General features: G+C 39.2%; 31 protein-coding genes, 1 tRNA gene and 1 rRNA gene. 26 read left to right on the top strand and 7 right to left on the bottom strand.

Annotation, left to right across the window (positions count from 1 at the left end):
* Positions 1-490 precede the first annotated feature (490 nt).
* The 3 genes from V7097_RS14055 (at position 491) to V7097_RS14065 (ending at position 1,798) form a co-directional block, all read left to right on the top strand.
* Positions 491-778: a hypothetical protein gene (locus V7097_RS14055; RefSeq protein ID WP_335704255.1), complete on the top strand. Its 288-nt coding sequence runs from the start codon at positions 491-493 to the stop codon at positions 776-778.
* 127 nt (positions 779-905) lie between these two features.
* Positions 906-1,253: a hypothetical protein gene (locus V7097_RS14060; protein WP_335704256.1), complete on the top strand. Its 348-nt coding sequence runs from the start codon at positions 906-908 to the stop codon at positions 1,251-1,253.
* Between the two features lie 227 nt (positions 1,254-1,480).
* A complete protein-coding gene (locus tag V7097_RS14065) occupies positions 1,481-1,798 on the top strand; it encodes a hypothetical protein (RefSeq protein WP_335704257.1) in 318 nt (105 codons plus the stop codon).
* A gap of 11 nt (positions 1,799-1,809) precedes the next feature.
* Here V7097_RS14065 and V7097_RS14070 read toward each other — a convergent pair whose 3' ends face one another.
* Positions 1,810-2,028 carry a helix-turn-helix domain-containing protein gene (locus V7097_RS14070; protein WP_335704258.1) on the bottom strand — a complete coding sequence of 73 codons (219 nt, stop codon included), beginning with the start codon at positions 2,026-2,028 and terminating at the stop codon, positions 1,810-1,812.
* A 159-nt stretch (positions 2,029-2,187) separates the two neighbouring features.
* On the opposite strand from V7097_RS14070, the gene V7097_RS14075 reads away from it, so the two are divergent.
* The 18 genes from V7097_RS14075 (at position 2,188) to V7097_RS14160 (ending at position 13,615) form a co-directional block, all read left to right on the top strand.
* A complete protein-coding gene (locus tag V7097_RS14075; RefSeq protein ID WP_335704259.1) occupies positions 2,188-2,421 on the top strand; it encodes a hypothetical protein in 234 nt (77 codons plus the stop codon).
* Positions 2,408-2,713 carry a hypothetical protein gene (locus V7097_RS14080; protein ID WP_335704260.1) on the top strand — a complete coding sequence of 102 codons (306 nt, stop codon included), beginning with the start codon at positions 2,408-2,410 and terminating at the stop codon, positions 2,711-2,713. The genes V7097_RS14075 and V7097_RS14080 overlap by 14 nt, the downstream gene beginning before the upstream one ends.
* A 72-nt stretch (positions 2,714-2,785) precedes the next feature.
* The gene (locus tag V7097_RS14085; RefSeq protein ID WP_335704261.1) at positions 2,786-3,040 is read left to right on the top strand and encodes a hypothetical protein; all 255 of its coding nucleotides are present in this window, start codon (positions 2,786-2,788) and stop codon (positions 3,038-3,040) included.
* Positions 3,040-3,267 carry a hypothetical protein gene (locus V7097_RS14090; protein ID WP_335704262.1) on the top strand — a complete coding sequence of 76 codons (228 nt, stop codon included), beginning with the start codon at positions 3,040-3,042 and terminating at the stop codon, positions 3,265-3,267. The genes V7097_RS14085 and V7097_RS14090 overlap by 1 nt, the downstream gene beginning before the upstream one ends.
* A 298-nt stretch (positions 3,268-3,565) precedes the next feature.
* Positions 3,566-4,009, top strand: a complete 444-nt coding sequence (locus V7097_RS14095; protein ID WP_335704263.1) for a hypothetical protein — start codon at positions 3,566-3,568, stop codon at positions 4,007-4,009.
* Between the two features lie 183 nt (positions 4,010-4,192).
* Positions 4,193-5,014, top strand: coding sequence for a hypothetical protein (locus V7097_RS14100; RefSeq protein ID WP_335704264.1), 822 nt, complete (start codon positions 4,193-4,195; stop codon positions 5,012-5,014).
* A 28-nt stretch (positions 5,015-5,042) separates the two neighbouring features.
* Entirely contained in the window at positions 5,043-5,276 is a 234-nt protein-coding gene (locus V7097_RS14105) for a helix-turn-helix domain-containing protein (RefSeq protein ID WP_335704265.1), read from the top strand.
* 44 nt (positions 5,277-5,320) lie between these two features.
* Positions 5,321-5,872, top strand: coding sequence for an HNH endonuclease (locus V7097_RS14110; protein ID WP_335704266.1), 552 nt, complete (start codon positions 5,321-5,323; stop codon positions 5,870-5,872).
* Positions 5,869-6,087 (top strand): hypothetical protein, encoded by a 219-nt coding sequence (locus V7097_RS14115; protein ID WP_335704267.1) that lies wholly within the window; start codon positions 5,869-5,871, stop codon positions 6,085-6,087. The genes V7097_RS14110 and V7097_RS14115 overlap by 4 nt, the downstream gene beginning before the upstream one ends.
* 124 nt (positions 6,088-6,211) lie before the next feature.
* Positions 6,212-6,385 carry a DUF5659 domain-containing protein gene (locus tag V7097_RS14120; RefSeq protein WP_335704268.1) on the top strand — a complete coding sequence of 58 codons (174 nt, stop codon included), beginning with the start codon at positions 6,212-6,214 and terminating at the stop codon, positions 6,383-6,385.
* Between the two features lie 220 nt (positions 6,386-6,605).
* Positions 6,606-6,827: a hypothetical protein gene (locus tag V7097_RS14125; RefSeq protein ID WP_335704269.1), complete on the top strand. Its 222-nt coding sequence runs from the start codon at positions 6,606-6,608 to the stop codon at positions 6,825-6,827.
* A 423-nt stretch (positions 6,828-7,250) separates the two neighbouring features.
* Positions 7,251-7,685 carry a hypothetical protein gene (locus tag V7097_RS14130; protein WP_335704270.1) on the top strand — a complete coding sequence of 145 codons (435 nt, stop codon included), beginning with the start codon at positions 7,251-7,253 and terminating at the stop codon, positions 7,683-7,685.
* The gene (locus tag V7097_RS14135; RefSeq protein WP_335704271.1) at positions 7,682-8,323 is read left to right on the top strand and encodes a hypothetical protein; all 642 of its coding nucleotides are present in this window, start codon (positions 7,682-7,684) and stop codon (positions 8,321-8,323) included. The genes V7097_RS14130 and V7097_RS14135 overlap by 4 nt, the downstream gene beginning before the upstream one ends.
* Positions 8,316-8,507, top strand: a complete 192-nt coding sequence (locus tag V7097_RS14140; protein WP_335704272.1) for a hypothetical protein — start codon at positions 8,316-8,318, stop codon at positions 8,505-8,507. Before V7097_RS14135 ends, V7097_RS14140 begins: the two co-directional genes overlap by 8 nt.
* Entirely contained in the window at positions 8,507-8,740 is a 234-nt protein-coding gene (locus V7097_RS14145) for a hypothetical protein (protein WP_335704273.1), read from the top strand. Before V7097_RS14140 ends, V7097_RS14145 begins: the two co-directional genes overlap by 1 nt.
* Positions 8,741-8,774: 34 nt before the next feature.
* Complete coding sequence (locus V7097_RS14150) at positions 8,775-8,969, top strand: hypothetical protein (protein ID WP_335704274.1); 195 nt, start codon at positions 8,775-8,777, stop codon at positions 8,967-8,969.
* A gap of 217 nt (positions 8,970-9,186) precedes the next feature.
* On the top strand, positions 9,187-11,955 hold the full coding sequence (locus V7097_RS14155; protein ID WP_335704275.1) for a phage tail tape measure protein: 2,769 nt from the start codon (positions 9,187-9,189) through the stop codon (positions 11,953-11,955).
* A gap of 52 nt (positions 11,956-12,007) precedes the next feature.
* On the top strand, positions 12,008-13,615 hold the full coding sequence (locus V7097_RS14160; RefSeq protein ID WP_335704276.1) for a hypothetical protein: 1,608 nt from the start codon (positions 12,008-12,010) through the stop codon (positions 13,613-13,615).
* 56 nt (positions 13,616-13,671) lie between these two features.
* On the opposite strand, the gene V7097_RS14165 is transcribed toward V7097_RS14160, so the two are convergent.
* Positions 13,672-14,724 carry a tyrosine-type recombinase/integrase gene (locus V7097_RS14165; protein ID WP_335704277.1) on the bottom strand — a complete coding sequence of 351 codons (1,053 nt, stop codon included), beginning with the start codon at positions 14,722-14,724 and terminating at the stop codon, positions 13,672-13,674.
* Positions 14,725-14,844: 120 nt separating this feature from the next.
* A tRNA-Ala gene (locus tag V7097_RS14170) sits at positions 14,845-14,916 on the bottom strand.
* A gap of 210 nt (positions 14,917-15,126) precedes the next feature.
* Between V7097_RS14170 and plsY the strand changes: the two genes are divergently transcribed.
* The 4 genes from plsY (at position 15,127) to V7097_RS14190 (ending at position 20,357) form a co-directional block, all read left to right on the top strand.
* Positions 15,127-15,696, top strand: coding sequence for a glycerol-3-phosphate 1-O-acyltransferase PlsY (gene plsY, locus V7097_RS14175; protein ID WP_335704278.1), 570 nt, complete (start codon positions 15,127-15,129; stop codon positions 15,694-15,696).
* Between the two features lie 16 nt (positions 15,697-15,712).
* Positions 15,713-17,311 carry an aminotransferase class V-fold PLP-dependent enzyme gene (locus V7097_RS14180; protein WP_335704279.1) on the top strand — a complete coding sequence of 533 codons (1,599 nt, stop codon included), beginning with the start codon at positions 15,713-15,715 and terminating at the stop codon, positions 17,309-17,311.
* Between the two features lie 107 nt (positions 17,312-17,418).
* Entirely contained in the window at positions 17,419-19,314 is a 1,896-nt protein-coding gene (locus V7097_RS14185; RefSeq protein ID WP_335704280.1) for a beta-propeller domain-containing protein, read from the top strand.
* A gap of 131 nt (positions 19,315-19,445) precedes the next feature.
* Positions 19,446-20,357 carry a DMT family transporter gene (locus tag V7097_RS14190; RefSeq protein ID WP_335704281.1) on the top strand — a complete coding sequence of 304 codons (912 nt, stop codon included), beginning with the start codon at positions 19,446-19,448 and terminating at the stop codon, positions 20,355-20,357.
* A gap of 50 nt (positions 20,358-20,407) precedes the next feature.
* Here the strand turns inward: V7097_RS14190 and V7097_RS14195 are convergent, their stop codons facing one another.
* From V7097_RS14195 to V7097_RS14210, 4 genes are all read right to left on the bottom strand, one after another.
* On the bottom strand, positions 20,408-21,364 hold the full coding sequence (locus V7097_RS14195) for a processed acidic surface protein (RefSeq protein WP_335704282.1): 957 nt from the start codon (positions 21,362-21,364) through the stop codon (positions 20,408-20,410).
* A gap of 158 nt (positions 21,365-21,522) precedes the next feature.
* Complete coding sequence (locus tag V7097_RS14200; protein ID WP_335704283.1) at positions 21,523-22,137, bottom strand: hypothetical protein; 615 nt, start codon at positions 22,135-22,137, stop codon at positions 21,523-21,525.
* Positions 22,115-22,660, bottom strand: coding sequence for an RNA polymerase sigma factor (locus tag V7097_RS14205; RefSeq protein WP_335704284.1), 546 nt, complete (start codon positions 22,658-22,660; stop codon positions 22,115-22,117). Before V7097_RS14205 ends, V7097_RS14200 begins: the two co-directional genes overlap by 23 nt.
* 151 nt (positions 22,661-22,811) lie before the next feature.
* Entirely contained in the window at positions 22,812-23,009 is a 198-nt protein-coding gene (locus tag V7097_RS14210) for a hypothetical protein (protein WP_335704285.1), read from the bottom strand.
* A 472-nt stretch (positions 23,010-23,481) separates the two neighbouring features.
* On the opposite strand from V7097_RS14210, the gene V7097_RS14215 reads away from it, so the two are divergent.
* A 16S ribosomal RNA gene (locus tag V7097_RS14215) occupies positions 23,482-23,551 on the top strand; the annotation flags it as partial.

Below are 23,551 nucleotides of genomic sequence, written 5' to 3' on the forward strand. Positions count from 1 at the left end.
GGTACAAGTATTGCCACGAGAATTATTTTTCATACGCGCAAAAAAGTAACATATTGTACAAGCCGTCCTCAGTAACATGTATTAAAGACGTCGACGAGACGTTAGGGAGGAGGCTAGACCGAATGACGAAGGAACTCGCGTTATCTCTTATCGGAAGGAAGGACGTCTACTTGACGCCCGAAGGTAAATCGATGATCGACGCAATTATAAACGAAAAGGGAGCTGGGAAAATTGTATAGACCGACTGTTCGTATGTCCGATGTATTTAAGGAGTATGTAGACCAACTATTCTACGCTACGCATCTTGACCGTAATCAAATTATTCGCGGGGCTATTTTCGCGGCAGCACGTTCGAAGGAATTTTACGATTTATTGAAGCCTCACGTTAAGAAAGACGTCCCTATTCCCCTACCGTCGTGGGACCCGCAACAACACGCGTACTGGCTGGAACAAAGCCCGGTAATAGTAGAAGGAGGGGAGGACGTCAGCTATGTTAACGAGGGAAGAAGAACAGTTAATCCGTCAGATATTATCGCGCAGTCAATCGTCCAAGGAACGGCAACGCGACGAGAGGGGGAGGTTCTTACCGAAAGAGTCGTATATAGCAGAAATACCGGAGGAATCACGATTAGACTCGACTAAAGAACGCCTAATAAAAGTCGTTAAGGTAAAAGGTAGCTATCGGTCATATGACGTAAAAACGCGCTATCTTGACGACGTAGAAAAGGAAATAGTAGCGATTGCGGCGATACTCGGGGTACTAGCGATAATCTTCTGACGTCACCGCGGAAAAGCAACGGTCAGAGTTCGCCTATAGGAGCAGAAGCGGAAGCAAGTTCCGTTTCAGCTTATGCGCGTAATTCCGAAAATATGCAGGTCCAACGAAAATTTAGGAGGTTAACAGCATGAATATTTTACTTAAACGAAAGCCTCGCGAAAGAATCGAGCCGGAAGTAGTAACCGCTAGGTATAAAATTACTTGCAATATTCATAAGACGGATCAAAGCGTGCTCGAGCAAGGAATAAAGATTGATAGTAAACATTTGATTTTAAAGACTGACGATGGGATTGTCGCAATGACTTATAAGAATAAAGGAACCTACATCGAAACCGGAGAGGATTGTAAGTTAAAAGGATTAATTCATTTGTTTATAAAGGATAATCCTATTGATGCGCTAGACTTAAACGAGTTAAGCAGAATGTCTTTTGTCGACTTTATTCATAAACTTATCGATATTGGAATCGAGAGGTAGAGATATGGAAGATTATAGAGAGGTATTAATTTCATACGGCGGTAGCTCTAGCTTCGTTTATGTATACGACGAAACGGGTAATCACGTAATCGGATCCGTTATAATCGACGCAATAGATTACGAGATATTATTCGGCCTGCATGACGTCATAGTTTCGCGTTGTAAAGTGTCGCCAGCAGTTGTCGATAGGTTACGCAATATCGCTGAACGTCAGGAGGTTGCTGCGAATGGATTTAGTTAAGAAGGCGCTAGAAACATTACCAGGCGAGATTTACGAAGCAGAAAAGCGGTTCTACGAGGAATTATCGAGGTTGCGCGAGCTACGTATCGAATTATTAACGAAGGAAAGCGAATTATTTCGCGCGGGGAAGATAAAAGGTCAATCCGATAAAGTGCGTTGTATGCAGCTTAACGAATATACGAAGGATAAGGCGTACGAAATAACCCGTGCGGAGTTCTTAGTCGATATGGCTTCGACTGAACTTAACCGCAAAAGGAACGAGCTAGAGGCTACGTTAGCAATCGCGAAACTTAATACGAAATAAAAAGACGAGGCTTATTCGGCCTCGTTTTCTTCTTTTACTATTTCGAGTATATCGGAAATCTTACATTCTAAAGCATCGCATAACTTCTCTAATGTATCGAACTTAATTCCGTCAGTCTGTTCGTTATAGAGTTTAGTAATGCCGTTTCTATGTAATCCAGTCAATTTCGAAACGTCTGCGATATTATACCTTTTTTCTCCCATGATCCTCGATAAATGTACTTTTATCATACGTTCACCCCTCTCCGTTATCTATAGTATAAATCGTAATGTAAAAAATATCAATATTAGTGTTGACAATTAACACTACAGTGTATATTATGTAATTAAGAGATGCACACTACAGTATATAAAATTAACATCACAATGAACAATTAGGAGGTGATTTATATGCCTTTAGTGGTTTTGGAAAACAACGTCCATGTTGAGTACACACGCAATAAAAACTTATTTAATATTCGGTTAGTTGACGCGGATTACGTGGAGGAATTCATAACCGTACCTTCCAACATGTTTCCCGCAAGTAATGACGTAGGTAGCTGCGAAATTAAAGCGCAAACAGCTGCAGAACTTGGATTCGATTTAATTTACGTTTGGGAGGTCGCAAGAGATGAAAGAAATTAATATCGTACTTGAAGGTGGAGAATATGTGTTTTCGGGCTATCTAGTGGACCCCGGCCACGCGATATATATTGATGAGGGGAATATGTTTTTCCTCGGGGTTAAACGTTCTGAAAAGGAAGGTTACTTTAAACAGGATACAGGGCATTTGCTACTAAAAGAGGGGATATCAGAAAAAGGTAACAACCTCGAATTAATGCAGAAAGCAATAACTGCTATGAAGAGCATCACTTTATTTGATTTCTTTACTATCTTCGGCTTTTTCGAAATTCAAGAAAGTCTCGAGATAATATAAAAAACCCGGCGACGTTTCCGCGTCGTCGAGTCCTCAAAAAAAATAATACGAAACATAGGGAGAGTGTATCAGATGAAAAAGGTAAAAGTCAAATATATCGATAAAGGTTGGGAGCCACCTGGTTTTAAGTATTTCGATCATGGCATCGTATTCGAAAATGGGTATGTTCTCGCGGTAGATGAAATCGGAGGAACTGAACTTTATAAATGGGAGTCAATGGAGGACGAAGACACTGTTATCGTTAATCGCATAAAAGACGATACGAACTATCTTCTCGATAACCCTGAATTGTTGGTAAATTTAATAACTAATGGAGGTACGAAATAATGAAAGTAACGGTTAAATTTAGATTCGAAGGAATCGTTAACGAAAATGAAAATATGAACGGATTGCTTCTCGATAGAAAGGTTTTAGTTGCGGATAACGACGGTGTGGCACTTTATAACGCGATTAAAACGGACGTGCCTAGCGTTTACTTGGTCGATTTGGACCGCGATGGAAAAGATTACTTAAATGGTCGCATTGGAACACTCGTAGATCTATACGCAGTTTAACGCAAAAACATCCGGTGTGGTTACGGCAAGCCACGCCGGAAAATGCGACCTGTTATGGAGCGTACATTCAGCGGCAACTGTTTGTTGCGTAATGGGCCGCAATAAAGTTGACTCAGCCCAAGAGGCGGGGGCGCGAGTCGCTTATAAAAACAATAATGATCGGTAATGGACGGCAGAAATGTCGTTCTTTTTTTGCGCGGTTTTGAGTTGGTGCTCGTATTATTACTTGAAGAGTAAATTCGCAGGCATTCGCTTGCGTTCACATAGATAACAAAAAAAGGGGGGGGGAGGTTTCGGAATGAAAGAGCGAAGAGTCTTTAACAAACATACGCCAACGGAAGGAGGAAAACACTTTATACCGCTACCAAGCGACGCACGACATTATATTCATCACGAAAGAATGAACGCAGATAAGCTATTTCTTTATTCGCTAATCATCGATTTTTACAATCCAATCGAAGGCTATGCGTTCCCAAGCACGGAAAAGTTATCGGTCAGTTACGGAAAGACAGCGGACACGACAAGCGGACACCTGGACGATTTAAAAGCCGTCGGGTTAATCGACTTTCCGGAGAAAGGTTATTACGTGCCATTAGTTCCGCTTACTGAGGATGAGTTTTACAACGAGTTTCCTCATGCACGCGAAAATTATCTGTCAGCGCTAAGAAGATGCGAAAGCAGACGTAAAGCCTCGGCGGAGCGCATGAAAAAATGGCGTCAACAAAAAGGTTACACGGATTAAACCTCAATAGTACACCTAATCAACAGGGGTAACAAAGGGCTCGTTTATGTGTTAACTAGATTTAACTAACGAGACTTAATAACGAGATTTAAAAAGATTGCAGCAAGTTGAAAATCACTTACTGCTACTATCAATAACATCTTTTATTGCGCAAGTATTTTATAAAACCTTATAGAGAATTACATGGTACACATAATTGACCGTGTAACAAAAAAGGAGGAAATGTGGGATAAAATGAAAAACACACCACTTTATGAGTTAAGAAAAAAGAACGAACGCGCAGGAGTTACGGATGTTGAGAACCTAAATAAGGATGCGGAAAAAATGCTCGCAGAAAATAAACTGTCACCGAACTCGCTTTCAATAATGGCTGGCATCTATGACATGGTCGGTGAAAATATCGAAAGAGAGAGCTACAAGTACTTTACTCGCAAAAAGTGGGAGGAATTAGAACGCCAGTACGTTCATAGTGCATCGTTCACGTTACCCGATTTAGTCGACAGCCTTTTAACGCGACTCGAAAAGAAGAGGATAACTCGCGAACAGTTGTCGAAGGAACGTCGAAAGTATAAGTCGTGCGCACATCGTTTTTGCCTTAACGTATTCATGCAACGACCGAAAGTAAAGCCTAATAGATTCTGTTGCGATGATTGTAGAAAACGCGAAAATTTAGCGGTAAAGGAATTCGAAAGAACATCGAAAATTTACGCTGCGGGAACGTATTTACCACCGTCAGCTTATAAGGAGCTTCGCCAGGCGGAAAAAGATAAGTTGTATCGTAAGTATGAGCGTTTATTTGACTCGGAAGTTTTAGCGGAGATACGCTTGGAAACCGAAGGTGGAGACGGTAAGAGGGATCGCGTAAAAGAAGAACGTCGAAACAGGGCGGAGCAAGTAGAAAAAGATGCAAAAAATGCAGAAAAAACAGTGGGAATCGTCAATAAAACTACGTTAAGTGTAGATGAAAGCGGAAAGGGCAAAAAGCCCGTTAAAAAATATGCCTAAAGGTAAATAAAACGAAGGAGGGGTAAGGATGGAAGGTAAACGACTAAAGCAAATTCGACTTTACTTAGGGCTTACACAGGCTGGGTTAGCCGAAAAATTGGAAATTAGCGAAGGTTATGTTTCTTTGATGGAGAATGATCTTAAGCCAATATCAGACAGAGTTCGAATCAATTTAGCAAAATGCTTTTCTGTCGATGATAAATTTATCGAAACCATTGATAAGGTTAATAAATTTTTCGACTCAAAAGAAATTACCAAATAGATATCCAACAATATCATAACAGTAAATAAAAGGGGTGTCAACATGTGGAAACGAAAATTTGTAGAATCTGCGGTCTGGAAAAAGAGTTAAGTTTGTTTGAAATTGATAGTCGTGTAAAAAACAAAATCACGAACAGGTGTCGTGAATGCAAACATGAGTTAGATGACAAAGCGTCTAGAGCATTTAGAAGATTAAGACGAAGATCAGCCGATTTAAATATTCCTATGGAAGTTAGCGTAAGAGAAATACGGTTAATATTTCAAATGTTTGATGGTCGATGTGCCTATTGTAATAAGAGACCGGAACAACCCAAGCATTTGCATTTGGAACATATACAGCCGTTGTCAGAAGGTGGAAGAAATACACTTGCCAATCTAATCCCAGCTTGCATTCACGACAATGCTTCCAAAGGAACCAAGCCAATAGTTACCTATTTTTTAGAAAATCGCGATAAATTTCCTGACGAAAACTTCGCGCTAGTAATCAGTTATATCTCATTATTAACAAACTCTAAAAAAGAAGACGTCGTCGCAGACTTAACTAACGAGCACGTAGGATTTGAATTGAGGCAAGCTTTCGAAGGAATTGGAAAATGAATAATTCACTTTGGAACCTAGAAAAAGGTTGGATTACGGGTTATACGGAAGATCGCGATTTAATCCGACGCATTAAACGTTATAAGCGAGATTGGGAAATCATGGCGGACTATTTTAAGAATAACAGATTAATAGGCGTTCAGTTTCGAATTCCTATCGAGCAAAGACGCCCAGCTGAGCGTATGTTTGGCGTGAAAACTATCGGAGAAAATTAGCCGCCATGAGCGTCCGAAGGCTTACACCTTACAAAGATACTCGGGGCTTTTTTATTGCGTTAATTTAGGGGGAAAACGGTAGAAAATCTGTCAAATACACACAAATTTACGAGGGGGCTAGTTTATGGCACAGAAAAATAAAGTTGTTTTAAGTAAGAGAGTTATGGAGCATTTAACCTCAAAAGGATTTGAAGTAGAGTCTATTGAGCCTAGCCGTAAAATACCAGGCTTTAATGTTTATGTATTTAAATATTCGCCGGAACTTCAAGAAGAGATGGATAGCTTTCTTAAAAAGTAACAGGAGGGGATTACGGTGCATGATCGGCTTGACGTCAAGTTAGTCCGCAAGGGACGGTTTATTGTTGCGCAAGTGACTGACGGTGACGATTACTTTCAGTTTAAATTCGGTAAAACTAATTCGTTAAAACACATATGGCAAATGGTGCCGAAGTTGGTTCAAGACGCTAAATTCGACGAAATGTTGCGGAGGAGATTCGATGATAATCGGAGGTTGCGCGGTGAGCATACGGTTGCCGTCTGAAAATGACGTAGGTGCTCGTTATATTATTGCGACGGTTCACCACCGAGACGGTGTAAAAGAATTTAAATTCGGTAGACACCAACCTTTAAAAACGGTTGAACGAACGTTAGATATTGTAATTGGAAAAGAAAAACTAAAGCCTTTAAATCAAACCAAGGTTAGAAACGAAGATTGGGCCGGTCTTTCAAAATGGATATGAAGATTGATCCGTTTTATACTACAACCGTCGATATTTCCATTTACAAAAAGAATCCTAAGTTTTGGGGCGTGGGCGTCGAGCTCTGTAAGTATCCTAAAAGCGCCTACGCATGGGACGGAGAATCTTACTACTTTATGTCTCTGTGTATTCCAAAAAATGAAATACTTACGCAAAAAGAATTACTGCATTACTTATTTCCGAAAATTATGGCTCAGGTATATGTGGACGATAGATTAGTAATATTCTATTCGTTATTAGATCATTTCAAAAGCAGAAATCGAGAATGCAAAAAAATTGCGGGACCATATGCTCAACGGAAAAGATTAGTATTCCACAAAGTTAAAAGAGTGAGGAAGTATTCGGTTTGGCTTGCGTTAGACGCACTTCAACGCGAAACTTCAATTACAGAAAGGTTGATGTGATGTGCGGCCTCTTATACAAGTTGTTTTAATCGAACTAGAGGGCATTAACTTTATCGCGCTCGACTATTTCGACGGAACTGGAATTCATGCGGACCAAATCGTTAAATCTTTCGAAGACAAGTTCGAAATTCTCGATACCGTACTCGACGTAATGGTTACTCATAATCTCGAAAGTGTGGACGTAGAAACCGACAACGAGGACGTTTACAAGGAGTTTATCGGAATGCCAGGGATTAAGGGTTCGATTAAATCATCGAGTGAATTCAGTAATTTGTATCGAATACTTGCGCCTGATTCTCGCGAGTTTCCGATATTGCAAGAGTTATATTTATCGAAAATTGAAGAAGAAGTTATTGAAGAAGCGTCGCCGAGTTTGCTCGAGCGCTTTTTAAATTTCATTAAAAATCTATTTAATAAAGGAGCTGCGAATAAATGAGGAAATGGGAACTATACGAAAAACATAAAGCTGGAATTCGGAAGGATTTGTTGGAGCTAAGTGAGCGATATGAAAAGAAAGTTGATGTCGCAAAAGAAGAACTCAGGAAGGCAGAAATCGAGTTAGAAACAGTCTTACAACGTGAGTTTAAGGAAGGGAAGGAATTAACTTCCGAAAAGGTGGCAGCAAGAGGTAAAATCGCAAACGCTCAAATCTCCTTACGTGAAGCCGAGTCGGAAATGGATCGAGCGAAAGAGTACATTACGGAAGAACAATTTAGAGAAAGAGTAACTGCCGAGGATTTAGTTAAGGATTGGAATGGGTTCTACGCACCTTTAATCCGCGAAAAAGAAGTGGCACCGATTGCTAAACGAATTGAGGAAGCGCGCGCGCAATATTTAAACGCATTGATGGACTATTTTGAGCTGCGATCTGAGTATGCCGGCATTTATTCCGAAATAAATCAGTCGTATTTAGATGAAACTAGAAATAAAAAAGGACCACATTATGCGGTACATGAGATAGTCACCACTCGGGACCTCAAACTCATAACAAATGCTGATTTGTTCGAGGTAGAAGATAAACGAGAGTTACCGCGTGATGTAGAACGTGTAAAGGTAGGTGAAAAACGTGGCTAATTATATGTATAAGCTGCATCAATTACGTAAAAAGATTCGGAGCGATGAGGCTGTTACGCAAGAAGACTTAGAGTTTGCTAGAGAAGTTGCCACTAAAACAGGTTCCATTGAATCTAGGGCAACATACGCGCTATTAAAGAAAAAGGTACCAACACAAAAACAAAACGAGGGAGATGTTGAGTAATGAATAGTTTTAAATCTGAAAACGGTATTGTTGAAATTTGGGGAGACGAGGAAGTAGTAGCCCGTACTGAAAACGAAGACTTATCTAACGTAGACGTATCGGAGTATCGCGTAGATGCAGATGTGTTAGCGAGGGTTTACGAAGACGCGGTACAACGAAGAGAAGACGTTGAAATCGCGAAGAAATACGTAGTATTGAAACAAAAATATATCGAAACGTTTAGCGCCGAGTAACATCGGTGCTTTTTTATTTTGAGGAGGAGACGGAATGAGCGAAATTAACGAAAATTTGACGTTATCAGACGAGCAACTACTCGAAATGTTGCTAAATCCCGGCATTGTAACAAAAGTGATGGTAACTATCGCGACGATGGAGAACGTAGAGGAAATCGTCGAAAGAATCGGACACGAAAAAATTGTTCGATATATTTGCGAAGTTATTGCGAAAGGAGACGAAGAGTAAATGGCAGACGTGGGTTAACGATAGCCCCTTACGTTAGTGATGACGTAAGCAAACCGAGAATATGCGGGAAACTCCTAAAGCTAACGGTACCGAAGTGTAACAATCCGTTAGATGCGACAATGGACAATCCGCAGGGACAGCCTTCGGGAAGCCCTCAACGACTACCAATCGGCAACTCAGTGAGTTGATGGTATAGTCTAGTCCCTGTATAAATACGGTGAAAGCCGGGGTAAAAACGGAAATTAGAGCCAAATTATCCTTAAATTCCAGCGAGTTTAAGAAAGGCATGCAGGATGCCCGGAACGAACTCGATAAATCGACGAAGAAGTCGAAGGACCTAAAGGCAGAAATGACCGGAATACAAACGGCCAGCCTTGCGGTAGCCGGAGCGATCGTAAGTGGTGTCGGAGTTGCCGTCAAGGTTGCGGCAGATTTTGAAGCGCAACTCAGTAGGGTCGCCGGAATTTCAGGCGCTAATGCTGACGAGATGGCCCGATTAAAAGATACAGCATTAGAGCTTGGAGCTGCCACTTCCAAATCGGCCGGTGAAATTGCCATTGCGATGGAGGACTTAGCAGCGAAAGGCTTCGACGCTAACAAAATAATCGGCGCAATGCCCGGTATTGTAGCGGCCGCAGAAGCATCGGGCAGTGATCTTGCATTAACAGCAAATGTAATTACATCGGCCTTAAATGCGTTTCAAATGGAAGCGACGGAAGCGACAAAAGTTGCGGATATCCTAGCAACTACCGCGAATATTTCCGCCGCAAACATGTTAGACATGAGTTATGCTCTAAAGTACGCAGCGCCTATCGCTCATACGTTAGGAATTTCAATGGAGGAATTAGCGGCCAGTGTCGGAATCATGGTAGATAACGGACTCGCCGGAGAACAGGCGGGAACTACGTTACGTATGGCGCTCCAACGACTCGCAGACCCAACGAAGGAGGGCGCTGCAGCACTCGAAGCCCTCGGAGTTAAAACGACGGACGCAAGTGGCAACTTCCTTGATTTATCCGATATTATTCCGCAGTTTGTCAAAGGATTAAACAACATGACTGACGCGCAGAAGGTTGCTCGATTAAGTACGATATTCGGAACCGAAGCAGCGAGCGGTATGTTATCCGTTATATCTCAAGGACCGGAAAAGTTTAACGAGTTCGTAAAAGGGTTAGAGAATTCCGCAGGGGCATCCGAGGCAACCGCCAAAATAATGAAGGACAATCTTAAAGGAAGTTTCGAAGAATTCACCGGGGCCTTGGAAACGCTCGGAATCAAAATAGGAGACGAATTCCTTGATGAGTTCCGTAAAATTATTGATGTTGGAACGGATGTTGCGGATTCTTTGGCCGACCTTAATCCCAAGATATTTGAGACGGGCGCTAAAGCCGTCGGGGCAGCCGCTGGGCTTGCGTTAGCTGCCAGTTCGATAGTGAAAATCGTAGGTGCATTAAAACTGTTATCACTCTCGCCTGTAGGAATGGTTATTACAGGACTATCAGTCTTAACCGGTATCGTAATAGCCGCGAAAGAGCACTACGATAACCTTAACACGGTTAGTCTTGACAATGCGAAGGCTATGATCGAGCAAAAGGACCAATTAACCGGACTAATAACGGATTACGATACGCTAAGCGCAAAATCAAGGTTAACGACCGATGAAATGGCGCGATTCGTCGATATTAATTCGGAACTAAATAAGACCGCTGACCCACAAATTATCGCGCGATTAACAGAAGAGCAAAATTTGCTTTTAGAGAAATCGGGATTAACAAATGAGGAAATGCAAAAGTTTGTTGATGTAAACGGGCAGTTGGTCGAGGTAGTGCCGGATGCGAACGTTGTTATATCGGAACAAGGTAATATTTTATTGAAAAATACCGACGCAGCAAAGAAGTTAAATAAGGAGCAGCTCGAAAACATCCGACTTAATTTAGAGGCGGAAAAAGCAAAAGCGGAAGCGTCTTATTTAGACAACCTCGAGAAAGAGCGAAAGTTACTCGAAGATATTAATACTATTACCGGTAACGTTGCCGAAATCGACGGTAAAATCGGGGAACAGCAGAAAAAACTAGTTGAGGAACAGGGCAAGTTAAACGCGGCAAAAGAGTCCGGAAATAAGATATCTGAGTTTTGGTGGAATCAACAGATAGGACTTCGCGAAATCGAAATTCAAAAGTTAAAAGAGGAGAAGGCGCTTGAGTACGACGCTTTACTAAAGAAAAAGGAAAAACTCGAGCTCACTCAAAAGGACATAAAAGCGTTGGACCAAGTAAAGTATCAAATGATGCAACTCGAATTATCTCAAGTAGGAATTAACGCCAAAAAAGGTGAAGAGCTCCGCATGGTCGACAACGAAATTGCTAAATTAAAAGCGAAAAAATCGTCAATGGAAGCTAACACCGCGGAAGCTTTCAAAAATACGCAAGAATACCAGGATGCGATTAGAGCAATCGACGGTCAGCTCGGTAAGTTAGGCGAGGTACGCGGTCGAATTGACGCAATTATTAAAGATGCCGGAGTAATGAATCGGGAACTCGGTCGTTCTATTTCGAAGAGTGTGACGGTATATACAAAGGGCGGTGCGAATTTATCGCAGTATCACACAGGCGGGATTGTCGGCAAACAACCGCTTAACCAAATGCCGAAACTACACTCGGGAGGATTAGCCTCTAGATTTATAGATGCGCCGAAATTTAATGAAGTCGACGTTCGTTTATTGCGTAATGAAGCGGTATTAACAGAGGCGCAACAGGCGAATTTAATGCGTATGATCGACGCGGGGCAAGTTCAGTCACCTAGCTCGGTCGGTGCGGCAAGTAACGAGCAGCTTGAGCGTTTAATTAGCGCTATTAAATCGCAGCAGATTCGAGTGACTACCGAACTCGACGGTCAAACAGTGGCAGATGCTACGTATGAATGGATAAACAGGAAATTTTCACAGGAATTTAATAATGAATCTCAAATACAGGGATTTAAATTTTAGTAAGAACGCGCTCCCTAATCGGGAGGCGCTTATTTTTAAAGGAGGAAATTACATGGGAAAATATAGAACGCTAGGGACATCACTGAACAGAGATTTTCGTAATAACTTGAATGCGAATTTTAACGATATTGATACGGACATAAAGGCGCAAAGGAAGCGCGTTGATGATTTAATTGTAGGGAATCCGCAGCCAAGCGAAGTTATAGACGCTAGGTTAGGGTTCCCTTTATTGAGCGATAAGTTGGAAGACGTTGATGCGCAGTTGGCACAAACAACGCAGAAAGTGGAGCTCCAATCCATTGATTTTAAGACAAAATTAACAGGTGCATTTAACCAATTACAATATGTGACACCTTCAGTTGAAACTGATGATTTTTCTTTAGGTTTAAGAGATTGGTCAACAACGTCAGATATTATCGTGACAGATGGTAAAGTAAACATGCCTACAGGTGGAGTATCTGATTTTAACGTTGCTTTATACAAAGGAATAAGAAACGCAAGAGCAATAGAGGTAACACTTGCATCAGGTGGATTTCCTGACTGGAATCGTATAGCGTTCGGTTCAGACTTAAATAACTTTGCGTATATATCACCTAAATACGGAGATTTGTGGAGGGTGATGGGTAAAGAAAGAGAAGGGGTGGCAACTGGTTCAAGTGGTGTGCTTTATGATGCTAAAGCTAGTGACGTATTAAAAGCAGTAAGACAAGGGCAAGCTATACAATTGTTTGTAAACAATATCCTTTCATCGACTTTCGTTTTAAAACCTGAACAGAATTATATTCTCCCTGAAGATAGACCAATAATGGCAGGTGTATCTTGGCGGGACAATACACGAAATGTATTTTATGATTCCGTAAAAGTATATCCTGAATCAAAGCCTAAATATATGCACTTATCATCTGATGATGTGATTGAGATGTTGAAGGAATTAAGTGTAGGAAATTACAATTCCGTTTGGGATCATCCTATCTTTGGATTTTTAAAAGCCATGCACGATAAATATGGAGCAGTGTTTTCTTTATATTGCTTTTATACAGATGGCAGTTGGAATTTAAGTCAAATGACTACCAAGTTTAAGGATGAATTTAGAAAAGCTTCCAGTTGGTTAAGATTCGGATTTCATGCTTATGAAATGGCGAGTAGGTATGATAATTCTATCAGTTCGGCAGATGCACTAAACCATTACAATTTATTCCTGAACGCAATAAAGAACTTCGCATCACCTTATTGTATTGATGTTATGCCGAGAATACACTACTACACAGGCACTATTGATTCCGTCAGATTGTGGAGAGATGCAAGAGTGGGAGTAAAAGGTTTTCTGAGTGCCGATGACACGAGAGCAGTGGTTTACTATTTAAACAGTTTGCAACGTGATTCATTGGTAAAATGTGATGATTTGTATGATCCTGTTGAAAGGTTATATTTTGTACGTACTGATGTGCGCCTTGAGAATCACTCTAATCCTATTTCCGTATTAGATTCACGTAAAACAGATAGTACGTATGCAGGGCAACAAAATATCCAGTGTGTTTTCACTCATGAACAATATTTATATCAAGAAAGTATGAAAACTAAAATTGAAAATGCTTGTAAATGGGCATTACAAAATGGATATACATTTGCTTTCCCAATGGATTATATTCAAGAATGTTAATCCATAAACGGAAGAAAAAGCCCGTAAAGTTTAAAGGGAGCCGTAATTGGCTCCCGTTATCTTTTTATCTTGCGTGGTTTATTTAATTTATCGATAACTTGATTTAACGGCGAAAATTGGTCGTGATTTTCCGCAATAGATCGCTTCGATAAATGAGTGTAACGCGATGTCATACGTTGGTCTACGTGGCCCAATAACGCTTGTAAGTACCTAAGATTACCGCCCGCTTCCAAGTATAAAGTCGCGGCAGTATGGCGCAGTAAATGAGGATGAATATGCTTTTTGATTCCGGCCTTTTTCGCGTGTCCAGCGAGTCTTTTGCGGAAATGACTAGGCGTTAACGGCTCTCCATAATTCGCTAGAAAGATGTAGTCGCTCTCAAACTCCTCAACCTCTATCATTAATTCCTTCAATAATCGCGCAGTCCTTTGTTGAATCGGCACAATTCGCCCTTTTCGAGTCTTCGTTATCTCCGACTTAATAACGATTTCCCTCGCGGTCAAGTCAACGTCATCAACAGTTAACGAAAGTATTTCACCAATACGGCACATAGTGTCGATACATACGTTTATGACTACGTAATCCCTAAACGATGCATATTCGCGCTGATCGATAGCATTTAATAGCGCCTTTAACTCGTCTACAGATAACACTTCGATAAGTTTTTCCGGCTCCTTGACGTTCTTTACGTTCAAGAAAGGATTGTCGGTAATTAGTTCATCCGTCACAAGTACGCGGAATGTTGTGCGCAATGTCTTAAGAATATCGTTAGTTGCTCGCGGAGAAATGCCGGGAGTCTTATCGGAGTCAGGCTTAAACTTATGCCCGTCATTCTTCGGTCTTTCCTCGAGTAACCACGTAACAAAAGCGCGGCAAATATCTAACGTTAGACTGCGGATATCCGGCTTAATACCTTTCAACTCTAAGTATTCTAGTAGTAGGCTATGCGCGTGCCTATAGTGAAATAACGTGTGCTGCGATAGTCCTTCCGCAACCTTTGCGTTATAAGCCTTCTCGAATAGCGATTCTAGCGAATAAACCGACTTCCGCCCTCGAATCGTCCTATCCGTTTTTACCTTTTTACCCTTGCGATTTTCTGAATGCGTCAAAACAAAAACGCCCTCCCTTTCGATTATGTCATCGGAAAAGAGGGGGCGCTACGCTGATACGACTATGACCGTTACGCTGACGGAAATTCTACCGCCTGCAAACGCTGATTTAACGCTTAATGGAGTTGATGGGAATCGAACCCACGACCCTTTGCCTGCCAGGCAAATGCTCTCCCCCTGAGCTACAACCCCGAATGAATTTAGAATGATTATATCATGACATTTTTTAATAGACAATCATAAACTTGTTAATAAAAAACGGGTTTTCATACTTTTGTCATGAGGATGCCCTGAGATTCATATATTTCTACTAAAAAAGTAGTAAGACAATCCTACAATTTGAATGTTAACAGTCCGAAAAAAATGGTAAAATTTGAATATACCTAAAATGGTGGTGAACTCGTGATTTATTTATATGTACTAGCTTCTTATTTTATTGGAACAATTATGACTGCCTATGTGGTTATGAGGTTTATGAAAGGTGAAGATATCAGGAATCTCGGAAGTGGAAATGTTGGCGCAAGGAATGCTGGTAGATTGCTAGGGAAGAAAGGCTTTTTATTAACTGCCCTAGGTGATGTGCTAAAAGGAATGCTTGTTGTCCTGGGTGCAAAACAACTTGGATTTTCCTTTGAACTTCAGATTCTGTCACTTATCGCTGTTGTTGTCGGACATATTTGGCCGATTACGCTCAAATTTAAAGGTGGAAAAGGAATTGCGACAGCTGCTGGCGGCCTTGTTTTATTAGCCTACCAGCCATTTCTAGTGTTTGGTGGAGTTTTTCTACTTTTATTAGCAGTTTCGAGAAGCTTCACTATAGCTGGGATGACAGCCTTTTTTACGATGCCAATTATTTACTGGTTTATGGATTATCCTATTCGTGAATGTGTTCTTATTTTTATTGTTATCGCCTTATTACTATTTGCACACCGTGATAATCTAAGAGAAAGACTTGGGAAAAAAATCAATTAAGTGGAGTGATTCCATCATGACATTTGTCTATAAAATAGCTCGGACAAAACAGGAGTTTAATCAAATCCATCGGTTAAACTATAAAACCTTTGTTGAAGAAATTCCTCAGCATGACAAAAATGAAGAAAAAATGTTAGTTGATAAATTTCATGATCAAAATACGTATTTGATTTGTGTGAAGGATTCAAAATTAGTAGGTATGATTGCTGTGAGAGCAAACAGACCATTTTCACTAGATCATAAGTTGCCTAATCTTGATGAACAACTACCTGTAAAACTGAAAATGCCTTGTGAGATTCGTTTGCTATCGGTTGAAGAGGAATATCGTAATAACGGTAGAATCTTTTTCGGGCTGGCGCAGCTAATGTCTAATTTTTGCTTGAAGGAAGGCTATGATGTTGCCTTAATTTCTGGAACAACAAGACAAGAAAAATTATATCGGCAGCTAGGCTTTAAACCCTTTGCCTCTTTAACTGGAACTGCGGAAGCCTCGTTTTGGCCGATGTATTTAACAAAACAAACCTTTGATGAGTCACTGGCTGGAAGAATTCTAAAAGAACCGGTTAGCTTTTTACCAGGTCCCATTAAAATCCATGAAAATGTAAAAGCAGCACTTGCGCAGGAGCCGATTTCACATCGTTCCAATGAATTTTCATTCCAAATGAGGTCTGTAAGAGAGAAACTTTGTAGCATGACAAACTCAAAGTATGTGGAAGTGTTAGTAGGTTCGGGAACTCTTGCAAATGATGTAATCGCTGCTCAACTTGCTGTCATGGGAGGAAAAGGCTTAATTGTAAGCAATGGGGAGTTTGGTTCAAGATTAATAGACCATGCCACTCGAGCGGGATTAGACTTTAAAAAGCTAGAAAAAGAATGGGGAGTACCTATTCCTGAAACAGAAATCAAGAAAGAGCTTGAAACGGGTAATTATGATTGGCTTTGGGCCGTTCATAGTGAAACTTCCACGGGAATGCTTTCGAACTTTAAAAGTCTAAAGGAAATCTGTCTTTCAAACAATGTGAAACTTTGTCTGGACTGTATCAGTACGGTCGGTGCAGTTAAACTTGATTTTCAAGATGTCTATTTCGCAGCGGGAGTAAGTGGAAAAGCGATTGGTGGATATACGGGATTATCATTTGTCTTCCATAACCATGACATCAAACCAAACCTGTCCATACCGCGATATCTTGATCTGGGAATGTATGTTTATCATGAAAGCATTCCGTATTCCCATTCCTCGAATATGCTTGAGGCATTACATGAAGCACTAAAAAAATACGAAAATGATGATTACTATCTCGAGATAAATGCAAGATACAAGCTAATTCGTGAATATATTGAAGGTTTAGGGCTGCAGGTTTTAACTCCACCTGCGTATTCAACACCCGCAATCATGACTATTCTTTTGCCAGAACATATTTCTTCAAAGGATTTTGGAGATGATATGGCACTACAAGGATATTATCTTCATTATGAAAGTCGCTATTTACAAGATAGGAAATGGATCCAAATCTCGTGCCTGAGTAGCCACGAAGACAAGAAAAATTTAAAAATGCTACGTACATTTGAGCTTTTATTAAACCAAAATGCAATTGCTGGAGAGCCTTCTATATAGAGGGCTTTTCTTTTTTGCTAGATACAGGCGTAATCGGCTCGAGGACATAAGCCGATTATGTAACATTTCTTACCAGTTTTCGTCTAAGTGGAAAAGGGGTGATATGAATGAAGAAAAGATGGATTATTTTTCTGGCTTCGGTCATTCTGATAGCTTCTATGACGGCTATATTTACTGCATCAAAGCCGAAAGTTGTTAGCCAAATGGATACAGAGATACAACCAGTTACAAAAGAAAAGCTAACAGAAATATTCCAAGATGCGATTAAAGAGGAAAAACGAAATCAAAGGTTTAGTTTATTTGCGAGGGATACTGCACAACAGGAAATGTCTGTTTCAAATGATTCCGCTAAGGCTGATAGTGCACCTGCAGGTGGTAGCGAGCATTCAGAGACGAACACTCAGGTTCAAGGTGTCGATGAAGCAGATATGGTAAAAACCGACGGTGAATATATTTATCAGCTTATTGATGGAAAACTAAATATCATTAAAGCAGCACCTGCAAAGGATATGCAGTTAATCACATCAATTCCGTTTTCTCACTCATTTTCGCCGAATCAAATGTTCTTATACAATGAACAACTTGTTGTGATTGGTTATACATTTCATGATATAACGCCACATGAAAATCAAAATCAACGTACAATGATCTATCCACCTAGACATTTTGAAGCAACAACAGCCATTGTTTATGACATAAAGGACCAAAAAAATCCTGAGGAAATCCGTAGAGTCGAGGTTGAAGGGAGCCATTTGACATCACGTAGAATTGATAACTATGTGTATCTGGTGGCTAGTCACTATCCGAATTATTGGATCATGGAAGACGCAAAAGATGATAACGTTGATCTAAGACCACGTTTCTCAGATACAGCAAATAATGAGGAAAGTTCCTTAGTGCCATATGAAAAAATTCAATATATCCCTGGTTCAAAAGAGACCAATTTTACCTTAATTGCTGCTTTTGACTTGAATGACCCTACTAATGAGGCTTCCATTACTTCTTATTTAGGTAGCGGGAATCTATTGTATATGTCAAAGGAAAACATTTTTCTCGCAGTAGCAAACTATCACGCGATTCCATTTAGGGAGGGGGGCTCCGATTCTCCTGATTCAAATATCTACAAATTTTCAGTGGATGGAGACAAAGTTGAATTCCATAGTTCAACTGAAGTACCTGGAACCATTTTAAATCAGTTTTCAATGGACGAATTCAATGGAACCTTCCGAGTAGCCACAACGAAAGGGGACACATGGAATAGCAACAAGCCATCCACGAACAATTTATATATTTATGATGAGAATTTAAAGCAAATAGGGTCATTAAGTGATCTTGCACGCGGGGAACGAATCTATTCAGCACGATTCATGGGGGAGCGCATTTACATCGTCACCTTTAAACAAGTTGATCCATTGTTTGTAATTGATGCAAGTAATCCAAAAGCTCCAAAGGTGCTTGGCGAGCTTAAAATACCAGGCTTTAGCAATTACCTGCATCCATATGATGAAAACCATGTAATTGGCTTTGGACAAGATACAAAGGTAGTCGCTGATAAAACAATTAGCGGTGAGCCTATGGTTTATACAGATGGTGTTAAAATTTCGTTATTTGATATCCGTGATGTAAATAATCCAACGGAGAAGTTCACAGAAATCATAGGTGGTCGTGGAACATACTCTCCATTAAATTACGACCACAAGGCTCTTTTATTCAATAAGGAAAAAGGAATTTTTGCTTTCCCGATTACTGTATATCAAAATGTAGAAGGGAAAATGCATGAGCAAAAATTTGAATTTCAAGGGGCATATGTATACGATATCCATTTAGAAGGAATCGATTTAAAAGCAAAAATATCACACGATACTGGTTTATATGAAACATGGGAGGGAGAGATACAACGTGTTCTAACAATCGACGACACAATGTATGCCATCTCACCGACTAAGATTTCTGCTTTTGACATAAAAAATTATCAACAAATTGCTGAAACTTCATTGCGATAAAGTGAAACTTTAATCAGTAGGGGTTTTCCTACCCGTTAATGCGGGATTAAAAGGGTAGAATTTTCTTCTATCCTTTTTATGCATTAATCTTATATACTATATAAGATTATATTTGAAATGAAGTGACAAACATGAATCAACCAAAAATTAATCCATACTTCGTATTAGCAATTGCTGTCGTTGCAGTGTCGACTTCAGCTATATTTGTGAAATTAACAAATGCACCCGCACCAGTTACTGCGTTCTACCGGCTATTTTTTACAGTCCTACTGATGTTTCCCGTTTTTTTATGGAAATATCGAAAAGAGCTCCGGGTCATTACAAAAAAAGATTGGCTATTTTCCGCAATCTCAGGTGTGTTTTTAGCTCTCCATTTTATCCTTTGGTTTGAATCACTCAACTATACATCCGTAACAAGCTCAACTGTATTAGTAACAATGCAGCCGGTTTTCGCCTTCGTTGGAACTTACTTCTTATTTAAAGAAAAAATAGGTTTAGGTGCAATTTTAAGTACTTGTCTAGCTTTAGTTGGAAGTATCATCATAAGTTGGGGTGATATCCAAGTGAGTGGGAGTGCTTTATATGGTAACTTTTTAGCTATTGTTTCTTGTATGATGATTACGGCCTATCTTTTATTTGGGCAAACTGTTCTAAAACGACTAACACTTGTCGCATATACATTTGTCGTATACAGCTTTAGTACAATTACTTTGTTTTTATATGTAGTTATTTTAAAATATCCACTTGGAGGATATGCGGGTCAAGATTGGATGTATTTTTTGCTACTAGCAATTCTTCCTACTTTACTAGGTCATAATCTCTTCAATTGGTCATTAAAATGGGTTAGTACATCAACTATTTCTGTGAGTATCCTTTTTGAACCTGTTGGTGCAGCCATTCTTGCGTATTTTATCTTGTCAGAACAGATTCTTCTTACGCAGGTGATTGGAGGCTTCATTATCTTAGTCGGTATTTGGTTATACTCGTTAGGTGAAAGGAAGAAAAAACAGCGGATATCATTATCAGAACAAAGTGCCGGATAAAAAATGTAAAGCCATGTCTATCAATTGTAGACATGGCTTTTACTTTATTTTTAAGCATATTTTCGAGTCATTAATACAGCACCTATACCAAGGAACATGAATAAGGCACCAATTAGTAGAAAGTTCATATATGGACTAGCAGTAGTAGGAAGCTTATTCCCCTGAACTTTAATACTCATTTCTGTTGCAAGTGTAGCGACGGTTAGGAGTTTCTCTCCTCGCTCGATGATAAAATCAGAAGCTAGCATTTCTTCTGAAACTTTTAGATCGAGCAGGTATTCATCATTAGCTCGATAAAGTTCAACAAGCAGTTCCGCGCCATCAAGTGTGTCCATTTCAAGTAGCTTATTATATGCTATAGCTTCCCTTGCGCCATCCTGTAATAGATAGTATCTTGGCTGTAACTCAAAGACTTCAATCATTTTATCGTACATTACAAGAAGTTCTTTTTGCTGCTCAGCTGATAATCCTTCTGACTTATTATAGGTAAAATATCGCTCTAAATTAGAGCTAATAGATCTCATTTTCTCCTCTAGATTGATATCATTAAGACTTAAAAAGTGAAGAAATAATCCATCTATTTCGTCTTCCGTTAACCCTACCTCAGAAAGCATCCGCTCTGCTTCTACCAACACCTCAGCATGATTTAGATAGAACTCAACTGTAGTTTCAAGGTCCTTAATGAATAAATAATCCTGTACTGACTCCCCAAAACCACTGAGAATATGATGTAGTTCATCCTCATTGATATTATGTTTTGTTAATAGAGTCTGGACGGTCCCATTGTTAACTGGCTCACCTAAATAAGATACCAGTTCATTCACATTTTCAAAATCCTTTAATGACAAATCATAAACTGCCAAATAATCCTCAAGATCATCTTCAGTAAAACCGGTCTGTGTTGTATATTTCTTTAATTCCTCAGGGGTTACCTCAGCAAACACGCCATCAGACAAAAACGCAAGCTGGAATAAAAAAATAACCCCAACTAGTAAAAACTTTTTCATTCCTCTTCCTCCAAGCCATTATATTCATAGTTGTAGTATTTTCAACTTTTACCAAATAATGCATGCGAAGGTGGGAATAAATGAAAAACTAAAAATATGAGGATATGTTAGCCTAATTAACCACAAAAAATAATGGTAATGAAATAATGTACTTGGGTTTAGTTTATTTTAAATGTTTTTGCGATCTCATGAATAATCTCTAAGTCTGATTTGAAATCCGAACCTCCGAAATAGCCGGGACTATTTGCGTGAAAATACAAATCATAGATGACCTCTTGATCATTGGATTGAATGAAATAATGGACAGTTTGAATTGCGTGCATTTGCTTAACATGAAAAAGGACTCTGTGGGTTGGTTCCTGAAAATCTTCCAAAGCATCATTCTCAAATATCCCTGGCTGAGACAAAAGCTCCTGTTTTATTTCATTGTTGATCTTCTTTACCCCACCAACCTCTGTACCATTTTTCAGAAAAATCTGTGTATCACCTTGTTCCTCTATAACGATTCCTTCTGGAAGATCGATAATAAATGTTGAGACATGATCTGCATGTAGGAGTTCCTTTTCAAAAATGGAATAATAAGAGTATGTTCCAATCCCAATTGCAAGTAGTAAAATAACCGCACCTGATAGTAAGGGCATAATGAGTCTGTTTGAAAAAATCCTGTTCTTTTTCTTCGTTTCTCTTAACTTGATATGATTAACAATACGGGTTTTCTGTGCTTCACTTAGTTGAAATCTAGGAAATGATTTATTTGGGTATGAATCCTTCATAGTCTTTTCCCTCTCTTTCATTGATAGGTTTAAGTTGTTTTTGTAAAGCTTTAATAGCGCGATGGTAGGTCAAGGAAACTTTGTTAGTAGACCAGCCCAAAACGGTAGCTGTTTCTTCAACACTTAGTTCTAAAATTAATCGTGAAACTAGAACTTCTTTATAAGATTGTTTTAGGCGAAGGATTGTATCGTGTATATCAGCAAGAACCTCGTCTAAAAGTAGTGTTCTCTCCGGATTAGATTGATCAATTGGAATATGTCTTTTTCCTAGTAGGTCAAAAGGTTGAAATTTAATAAGTCTCTTTCGCCGGTATTTATCAATAACTAAATTCCTTGCGATTGCAAGTAACCATGTCTTAGGGTTGGAACGTTCCTCAAAGGTAGGGAATGATTGGATTGCTTTCAAAAATACCTCCTGAACATAATCATCAACGTCTATAGACCCTGTGTAATAAATAAGAAAGTTATATACATCATCTCCATACTCATAAAACCATTTCTCGATTTGATTAACTTGTGCCAAACGTTGTACCCCCTTTGTGTAAGTCCTATATATAATAGACGATTAACGCATCAATATCTTTCATTATTAAGAAAAAAATCTTTGAATAGCGAACTAAAAATACCGACATTCCGTTAAAGGAATATCGGTATCGAATAGAAGGAGTATCTACTTAATAAAATGAACTGGCAAAAAAACTAAATACAAAAGCCATAACGACAGAAGAAACAAAGGTAATGAAAGTACTTGCTTCAATTCTTCCTTCATTATTACTAATCCTCAAACCTTCTATATAAACAAATGAAAACAAAAATAAACACATCGCTAATGATAAAAACATTCCAACTGCTTGTAGAAACTCAAAAAACAAAACCTTTCCTCCTTCCACATTTCTTTTAATAAAATATATGAGTAAATCTAGCAAATATGATTAAAATAATAGAGGCATCATAAATGAAGGATTTAATTTAATGATAAAAAAATAAACAATACATATAAAAGTATTTCATAAGAAAACTATTTCTAGTATAATAATTCTTATCTCTTCAAATGATGAATTGGTAGAGAAAAGATTATTTTTTTTGTTTCATAAAAACTTTTTTAAAAAATGTCTTGAAAAAGGTTTTAAGAGATGGTATATTAATTTTTGTCGCCAAAACGAGTGACAAAATGAATGAGTGAGAAACATAAAACTTTTTTAAAAAAGTAATTGACACTCAGAAGTGAAAATGTTATATTAGAAAAGTCGCTTCAAGGCGATAAGAAAGTTCTTTGAAAACTGAACACAATACAAGCGTCAACGTTAATTCTAAAGTAACAAACTTATTGAGCAATCAATACTCTTATTGGAGAGTTTGATCCTGGCTCAGGATGAACGCTGGCGGCGTGCCTAATACATGCAAGTCGAGCGAA

Origin of the sequence: Bacillus sp. JJ1562 (assembly GCF_036962705.1) — a bacterium.
GTDB lineage: Bacteria > Bacillota > Bacilli > Bacillales > Bacillaceae_L > Ferdinandcohnia.

Coding starts and splice junctions, on each gene's coding strand:
- V7097_RS14055 (WP_335704255.1), top strand. CDS start 491: ATGTTAACGAGGGAAGAAGAACAGTTAATCCGTCAGATATTATCGCGC.
- V7097_RS14060 (WP_335704256.1), top strand. CDS start 906: ATGAATATTTTACTTAAACGAAAGCCTCGCGAAAGAATCGAGCCGGAA.
- V7097_RS14065 (WP_335704257.1), top strand. CDS start 1,481: ATGGATTTAGTTAAGAAGGCGCTAGAAACATTACCAGGCGAGATTTAC.
- V7097_RS14070 (WP_335704258.1), bottom strand. CDS start 2,028: ATGATAAAAGTACATTTATCGAGGATCATGGGAGAAAAAAGGTATAAT.
- V7097_RS14075 (WP_335704259.1), top strand. CDS start 2,188: ATGCCTTTAGTGGTTTTGGAAAACAACGTCCATGTTGAGTACACACGC.
- V7097_RS14080 (WP_335704260.1), top strand. CDS start 2,408: ATGAAAGAAATTAATATCGTACTTGAAGGTGGAGAATATGTGTTTTCG.
- V7097_RS14085 (WP_335704261.1), top strand. CDS start 2,786: ATGAAAAAGGTAAAAGTCAAATATATCGATAAAGGTTGGGAGCCACCT.
- V7097_RS14090 (WP_335704262.1), top strand. CDS start 3,040: ATGAAAGTAACGGTTAAATTTAGATTCGAAGGAATCGTTAACGAAAAT.
- V7097_RS14095 (WP_335704263.1), top strand. CDS start 3,566: ATGAAAGAGCGAAGAGTCTTTAACAAACATACGCCAACGGAAGGAGGA.
- V7097_RS14100 (WP_335704264.1), top strand. CDS start 4,193: ATGGTACACATAATTGACCGTGTAACAAAAAAGGAGGAAATGTGGGAT.
- V7097_RS14105 (WP_335704265.1), top strand. CDS start 5,043: ATGGAAGGTAAACGACTAAAGCAAATTCGACTTTACTTAGGGCTTACA.
- V7097_RS14115 (WP_335704267.1), top strand. CDS start 5,869: ATGAATAATTCACTTTGGAACCTAGAAAAAGGTTGGATTACGGGTTAT.
- V7097_RS14120 (WP_335704268.1), top strand. CDS start 6,212: ATGGCACAGAAAAATAAAGTTGTTTTAAGTAAGAGAGTTATGGAGCAT.
- V7097_RS14135 (WP_335704271.1), top strand. CDS start 7,682: ATGAGGAAATGGGAACTATACGAAAAACATAAAGCTGGAATTCGGAAG.
- V7097_RS14145 (WP_335704273.1), top strand. CDS start 8,507: ATGAATAGTTTTAAATCTGAAAACGGTATTGTTGAAATTTGGGGAGAC.
- V7097_RS14150 (WP_335704274.1), top strand. CDS start 8,775: ATGAGCGAAATTAACGAAAATTTGACGTTATCAGACGAGCAACTACTC.
- V7097_RS14160 (WP_335704276.1), top strand. CDS start 12,008: ATGGGAAAATATAGAACGCTAGGGACATCACTGAACAGAGATTTTCGT.
- V7097_RS14180 (WP_335704279.1), top strand. CDS start 15,713: ATGACATTTGTCTATAAAATAGCTCGGACAAAACAGGAGTTTAATCAA.
- V7097_RS14185 (WP_335704280.1), top strand. CDS start 17,419: ATGAAGAAAAGATGGATTATTTTTCTGGCTTCGGTCATTCTGATAGCT.
- V7097_RS14190 (WP_335704281.1), top strand. CDS start 19,446: ATGAATCAACCAAAAATTAATCCATACTTCGTATTAGCAATTGCTGTC.
- V7097_RS14195 (WP_335704282.1), bottom strand. CDS start 21,364: ATGAAAAAGTTTTTACTAGTTGGGGTTATTTTTTTATTCCAGCTTGCG.
- V7097_RS14200 (WP_335704283.1), bottom strand. CDS start 22,137: ATGAAGGATTCATACCCAAATAAATCATTTCCTAGATTTCAACTAAGT.